At 64.2% G+C, this 6,000-nt stretch carries 4 protein-coding genes; 1 reads left to right on the top strand and 3 read right to left on the bottom strand.

Annotated elements, in window-relative coordinates:
* Positions 1–211: 211 nt before the first annotated feature.
* Positions 212–3,448, bottom strand: coding sequence for an autotransporter domain-containing protein (locus AC2YHT_RS08750; RefSeq protein ID WP_487289218.1), 3,237 nt, complete (start codon positions 3,446–3,448; stop codon positions 212–214).
* A 240-nt stretch (positions 3,449–3,688) separates the two neighbouring features.
* Between AC2YHT_RS08750 and AC2YHT_RS08745 the strand changes: the two genes are divergently transcribed.
* The gene (locus AC2YHT_RS08745; protein WP_110133049.1) at positions 3,689–3,913 is read left to right on the top strand and encodes a hypothetical protein; all 225 of its coding nucleotides are present in this window, start codon (positions 3,689–3,691) and stop codon (positions 3,911–3,913) included.
* A gap of 338 nt (positions 3,914–4,251) precedes the next feature.
* On the opposite strand, the gene AC2YHT_RS08740 is transcribed toward AC2YHT_RS08745, so the two are convergent.
* Together AC2YHT_RS08740 and AC2YHT_RS08735 are read right to left on the bottom strand one after the other, a co-directional pair.
* Positions 4,252–4,464, bottom strand: coding sequence for a hypothetical protein (locus tag AC2YHT_RS08740; protein WP_487289216.1), 213 nt, complete (start codon positions 4,462–4,464; stop codon positions 4,252–4,254).
* 493 nt (positions 4,465–4,957) lie between these two features.
* Positions 4,958–5,971: a hypothetical protein gene (locus AC2YHT_RS08735; protein WP_487289215.1), complete on the bottom strand. Its 1,014-nt coding sequence runs from the start codon at positions 5,969–5,971 to the stop codon at positions 4,958–4,960.
* Positions 5,972–6,000: the final 29 nt, after the last annotated feature.

The following is a 6,000-nucleotide window of genomic DNA, read 5'->3' as shown; positions in this document are numbered from 1 at the left end:
TGGGCCGGAGCCCTAGACCGCCTCGGAAGTCCCGGGAGCGGCCCCCGCCGGTGCGTTGCGCTGCGGCGGAGGCGGCTATCTAGACTACCCTACGGAGATGTCAAACAGGTTTTTCACGTAACGTTGGTTTAAATGCATTCTGCCTCGGGAACATCGCCCCCCAGGCCTTCACGAACCCGGCGCGGGCGCACCCGAAACCCAGGAACGGCCCCTAGAACATCGCCCGCCCGCTGAAGCTCAGTTTGTAGGCCTTCTGGTGGCGCGTGGCCTCCACCCCGCCCTTCACCGCGAAATAGGACAGGGCCGAACCCGCCTTGACCCCGAAGTCGAGCGTCAGCGCGCCCTGGCGGTTGTCGATCGAGCTGATCGTGAAGCTGGAGCCGCCGCCGGTGAAAGCCGCCACCGTCTCGCCGATGTCGCCCGCCACGGTCTGGCGATAGCCGACCCGCACCTCCGGCTCGAACCACACCCCGTCGGCGTTCTCGTAGCGCTTGCCGTAGGCCACGCCGAGATTGGCCGACAGGTTGCTGAACGAGCGCGCCTGGATGACCTGGTCGAAGCCGTCGCCGCCGCCGTACTGCTCCTGCTTGCTCTCGTAGAGATAGGTGTAGTCCATCCGCGCCTCGGGCCGCAGATAGGCCTTGCCGAAGTCCTGGCGGTAGGCGACGCCGCCGAAGGCGTAGCCGGTCAGGCCGTACCAGGCCGAACGGTTCTTGAGATAGACGTCGGCCTCGCCGTCGCTGTCGACGTCCTCGGAGATGAACACCCGCCGGCCCTTGAAGCGGCCGCCGCCGCCCCCGCCGCCGAGATTGAACCGCCAGCCGCCGACCGAGCGGCGCCAGTAGACGCCGGTCTGGCCGAACATGCCGCTGTTCTGCTCGCCCACCTTGGCGGCGGTGTCCTTGGACTGCAGATTGACCAGCGACAGGGTGACGCCCAGCGCCCCGCCCGCGTCGCCCATGGCCTCGTAGCCGGCCACGAAGCCCACCGCATAGGTGTCAGAGCCCAGGGTGTCGCCGTCGTCGATGCGCACCAGGGCGTTGACCTCCTGCACCCAGACGCTGTCGGGACCATAGCGGTCGCCGGCGTCGGGCCGGTCGGCCGTGGCCTCGCCGATCTGCTGGTTGATCGAGGTCAGGGCCCGGAACGCCCCTACCCCGGTGTCCGGCAGCATCTGGTTGTAGAGATTGTAGAATCCGTCGCGCGTGTACTGCACGAGGAAGGCGTCGGCGATGGTCGAATCCGCCCCCAGGGCGCCGAACACCGCGTCATAGGCCAAGGCCTGGCCGCTGCTCATTCCCGCCTCCGCCGCCGTCCGGCGGCGCACGTCCAGATAGACGCTGTTGTCTTCGGCATAGGCGCTGGCGACATAGAGATAGGGCGCCTGCGAGACGGTGCTGGCCAGGGTTCCCGCCGTCAGGGTGTCGGCGGTTAGCACCGTATAGGTGGTCGGCGCGGTCAGCAGGCTGGTCAGGCGCACGCCGATCGTCGCGCCGCTGGCGATGGTCGCCGTGCCCACCGTGAACGAGGTGTTCTCCCCGGTCGTCGGGTTGGCGGTGATGTAGAGTTCGGACTCCGAGCCCAGGTTCAGGCTCTTGACCGCGATGGTGTCGGTGTTGGTCACCGTCAGGCGGCCGTCGCCGATGGTCAGCGAGCCCAGGCCGTCCGGGTCGATCAGGTCGCCATAGGCGGTGGCCCCGCCGTCGATGTTGAGGACGTCGTCGCCCTCGCCGAACGACATCGCCCCGATCAGGTAGCCGGCGTAGATGTTGAGGGTGTCGTCGCCCGAGCCGAACAGCACGTCGCCATAGATGTAGGGCGTGATCGTGGTGGCCGTGCTCGTCGTCAGGGTCACCGAGGTGGTGCCGGCCACCGAGCCGCTGTTCGAGGTGGCGGCCGTCTGGGTCAGGGTCACGCCCGTGGTGTTGGCCGTCAGGTCGAAGGCGATGGCCGAGCCGGTGGCCGTGGTCGTCACCGTGTCGCCCGCCGTGGTCACGGTCGGGGCCACCACCGCGGCGTAGATGTGGCCGCTGTTGGTGATCGAGGTCAGGGTCCCCGACTCGTCGAGCACCGCCACCGCATCGCCGCTCTCGCCGGTGCGGGTCACCGCGATCGTGCCGGTGTTGTTGAGGCTGCTGAGCGTCGCGCCGGAATCGATGACCAGGCCGTAGGCGGTCGCCGTCGTGCCGGACTCCGCGTAGGAATAGGAACTGGCGCTGATCGTGCCGCGATTGAACAGCGTGTCGACGTCGGCCCCGGACTTCAGGTGGATCGCCGTCGAGTCGGCCTCGTAGGACGAGGCCGAGATCGAGCCGTCCAGGCGGATCCCGCCGGTAAGCGTAGTGGTGTAACCGGCGTCGCCGCCGATCTGCAGGGCCGTGGACGTCACCCCGTCATAGATGCCCGCCGCCGAGATCGAGCCCTTGATGATCAGGGCGTAGGCGTCGGCGTCCGTGCCGACCGCCCCGATGGTGACGTCCTGGGTGTCCGAACCGATCAGCAGGGCCGGCGCCTCGCCCTGCACCGAGATCGAGCCCGTGCCGGTCGAGGAATAGCTGGTGGTGACCGTGGTGGTCGTGGTGCCGTCGACGGTGACGGTGCTGTCGGAGCCGGTCAGGATGATGCCGCCGGCCACGTCGGCCGAGACCACCACGGCCGAGCCGCCCTGCAGCAGGTTGTCGGCGTAGGAGGTGATCTTGGCCAGGGTCGAGGTCGCGCTGGCCCGGCTGGTGTAGCGATAGCCGGTGGCGTTGACGCTGCCCTCGATCGACAGCGCGCCCGAGACGGCGGAATCCACCGACAGGCCTACCGAGTTCTCGCCCTGCACGCTGATCGAGCCCGACTGGGTGACGTTGCCCGTCACCCCGCCCGCGATCTTGATGCCGGTGCTGTCGTCGCCGACGATCGAGATCGAGCCGCTGTTGATCAGGTTCCCGATCAGCGGGGATTCCAGCAGGATCCCGTAGGAGTCGTTGCCCTCGATGGTGATCGTGCCGCTGTTAGTGACGTCGCCGGTGAAGGCGTCGGTTCCCTTCAGATAGATGCCGTACCGGCCCGAGCCCTCGGCGAAGGCGCCGTGGACGATGCTGGAGGTGGTCGTGGCCGAATAGTCCTCGGTCAGCGAGATCGTGCCGTCGTTGGTCACCGTGCCGGTGTTGCCGCCCAGCACGAGGATGCCGATGGAGTCGGAGACGTCTTCCGAGCTCAGCGTGCCGTTGTTGGTGACGGTGTTGCTGCTGTCGAGCGTGACGATCGCGCCGGAGATCGACAGGGTGATGGCGCCGGCGGTCGTGATCTTGACGTCGTCGGCCGTGCCGTCGCTCGCCGTCGAGGTGGCGATGGGCGTCGTTCGGGAGTCGCTGGTGATCGTCTTCTCGGCGTGCGCCACGGGGCCGATCGCAAGCAGTGGCGCGGTCGCCACGGTCGCGATCAAGGTCAGTCTCTTCATGACGCGTCTCCTGTATGAGCGCGTCGATAGGGACCGTGTGCAGCGAGACGATGGCCCCGGATTTGCGGCGAAGCTACGATAACCGCGTTCTCTGCAAGGATCGGCCGATCCTTGCAAGACTTGGTCATGAGCACGCCATCTCGAGGGGTTTTCTTGCAGTGCTCGCGCCCCCGGAGCCCCCTCCCCCACGCCCGCCGGCGGCGCCCCAGTCCGCAAGCTGGCGACGATGGAGAGCGTTTGATGTCGACCCGACTGGCCCTGAAGTGCGAGGCCTGCGGCGGCCCCGCCGTGCTGACCCTCAAGCAGGACGTGCTCGACCTGCTCAGCAGCAAGGTCTCCGTGAACAAGCCCTGCCCGGCCTGCGGCGGCGCCCTCAGCTCGCCCGGCGGCTACTACCGCAAGAACGCCGAGGGCGTGCTGGTCCGCCTGGCCGGCTACAGCCCGCCGTCCGCCGCGATCAACTGAGGCGCTCCGCGACCGCCGTTCCGACGGTGGTGCCCCAGTTTGAATCTGGGGTTAGTAAGCCCGGCCAATTGAGCGGGCCTAGCTGCGAGCTTGTCGGCCCGACTGGCTGATATCGCGAATTGATACAGGCCTATCAGGCCGCCGCCACGAGACGGATTTCTCTATTCAACAAAGGTGAGAAATGAGCACTGCTCCTGCGCCCGCACATGAAGCGTCGCAATACAAGCGCAAGTACCGAATGACGGTAATCCGGCCAGGTCACGAGCCGCAAACGAGCATCGTGACCATGTTCGGCGAGGGGGTCCCTCCGAGTGGGGAGACGCTTGCAGGATGGATTATCAAGTATGATGAGATTGCGCAGTGAGGTCGGGCGGAGTGACAACTGGGTTGCTCTCGATTTCGGACAACACGCTCTGCAATTTGTCGATCACTTCCTTTGCCTGAACGACGGACAGGAAGAACGTTCCATCCGTATTCTCAAGCAAGTGAAGAACGATGTCTGATATACCGGAACCCCGGATGTCACCTGCTTGAATCTTTTCGACGAACATAAGTGTGCTCCTGATAAGCGACCTTTTATCCGACGAGCCGCTACCCACAAGTTAACACCCTGGGTGGCATGACAGCGTCATGCACGCTAACCGTATGGCAGTCCGTCTATTATTCGCCGGAAACCGGGCGTTTCAGATTTACTTCGAGAGGTCGGGAATCTGATTTCCCCGCAGGACGCACCCTCCGTGGTCGCTTCGATGATGCCACAGAGAGCCTGCCATAACTTCCGCACGATGCTGTCAACCAGCGCCCCGACATCACTGATGCACAACCGATCGACCAAGAGGTCCAAGACTTTGCCCCCATCCATATGAATGTATGGAGGTTTGAGGTGGACATTTTGGATAATAAATCGAACGCTCGCTTCAAGATTCGAGATGTCTTCTTTGGCTCCCTCGACCAATGAAATGGTTCGCGAAATAGATTTCGCGTATATTTCTGCCGGCAAAAAACCTCGAAATTATCGCGCGAAATTTACGGCTACTTTCCAGCCTAATCGAGCGGGAGCTCACCAGATTTTTTCGGCTTTGCGCGATATGGCTTTTTTGTCCCGCCGCTATCTATCCGATTGTCCCTCAAAAGCTCCACTATGCGCCCCCGGAAATGGGGCCACAGCGCCTCAGCAAGGGAAGAGAAGGCATCAGGAGAGATACCCTGACTGGGGCTGGATCTCCGCGCATCATCAGTTGAAGGCGGTCGGCGAGCCTCTGCTGGCTCATTGACCGGGATCGAGACATTGACACCGGGTAGCAGACTGACGGTGACGACGCGCATCTGCTTGATGCGCAGGTGAACGAGTGGGTCGGCTAGTTGCTGGTCGGCCAGAACAACAGCCTCCTCCAGCGAGAAATCCACCGTCGGCGCTTCGTCAAGGCGGAATGGACGGCCCAGTTCCCTCGCCACAAGTCGACCGAGGCCATCAAAACTTGCAGTCCAGGTGCGGCGCTCGCCAAGGCCTCCGATTGTGTAGGCCCAAGCGGTCACCGCAGGCCAAGCTTGAGATAGGTCTTCAGCCAACGCTAAACTCGGAGCCCCGCCAGCGGCGACCGTCGCGAGGTAGCCCGCGAGAAAGCTCAACTCATTGCGTTGCGCGGTGTGATCACTTTCGGTTCGGGAGAGAGCTTGGATGATTTTATCAAACTCTCTGACTCTCGCTTCAGGCGTCAATCTAGGAAGGTCGCGCAATATCTCCGCTTCAGGCAGTGACCTAAGCGCCCGATATAGCGCCTCGGCTTCATCCTCATCGGGACGTTCCGCCCTGGCTTCAACCAGCGCCTGTATGGCCTCAACGATATTCCTATGCTCAGTAGTGCCCGGCGCGCCAAATGCTGTTGCTGCGGCAAGCGCCGTCCAGACGGGCTGGAGCCCCGCTTTCAGCCGGGACGCCCCACTACCCGATGAGCGCATAACCTTGTGCGCTGTATCGTATCGGTCGAGCACCTCGCTAATGGGCGTCTGCTCCCACAGGGCCAGGGTCCGAGCGATGGCGTAGGTCTGGGTGGCCAAGCAAGTCGCCAGCCTGAGCTTCCCAACGG

Source organism: Caulobacter sp. SRI_008 (genome assembly GCF_057586355.1).
This window is presented reverse-complemented; position numbering and strand designations above follow the sequence as displayed.

Excerpts from the sequence above, each read along its gene's own strand:
- AC2YHT_RS08750 (WP_487289218.1), bottom strand. The coding sequence starts at position 3,448 with ATGAAGAGACTGACCTTGATCGCGACCGTGGCGACCGCGCCACTGCTT.
- AC2YHT_RS08745 (WP_110133049.1), top strand. The coding sequence starts at position 3,689 with ATGTCGACCCGACTGGCCCTGAAGTGCGAGGCCTGCGGCGGCCCCGCC.
- AC2YHT_RS08740 (WP_487289216.1), bottom strand. The coding sequence starts at position 4,464 with ATGTTCGTCGAAAAGATTCAAGCAGGTGACATCCGGGGTTCCGGTATA.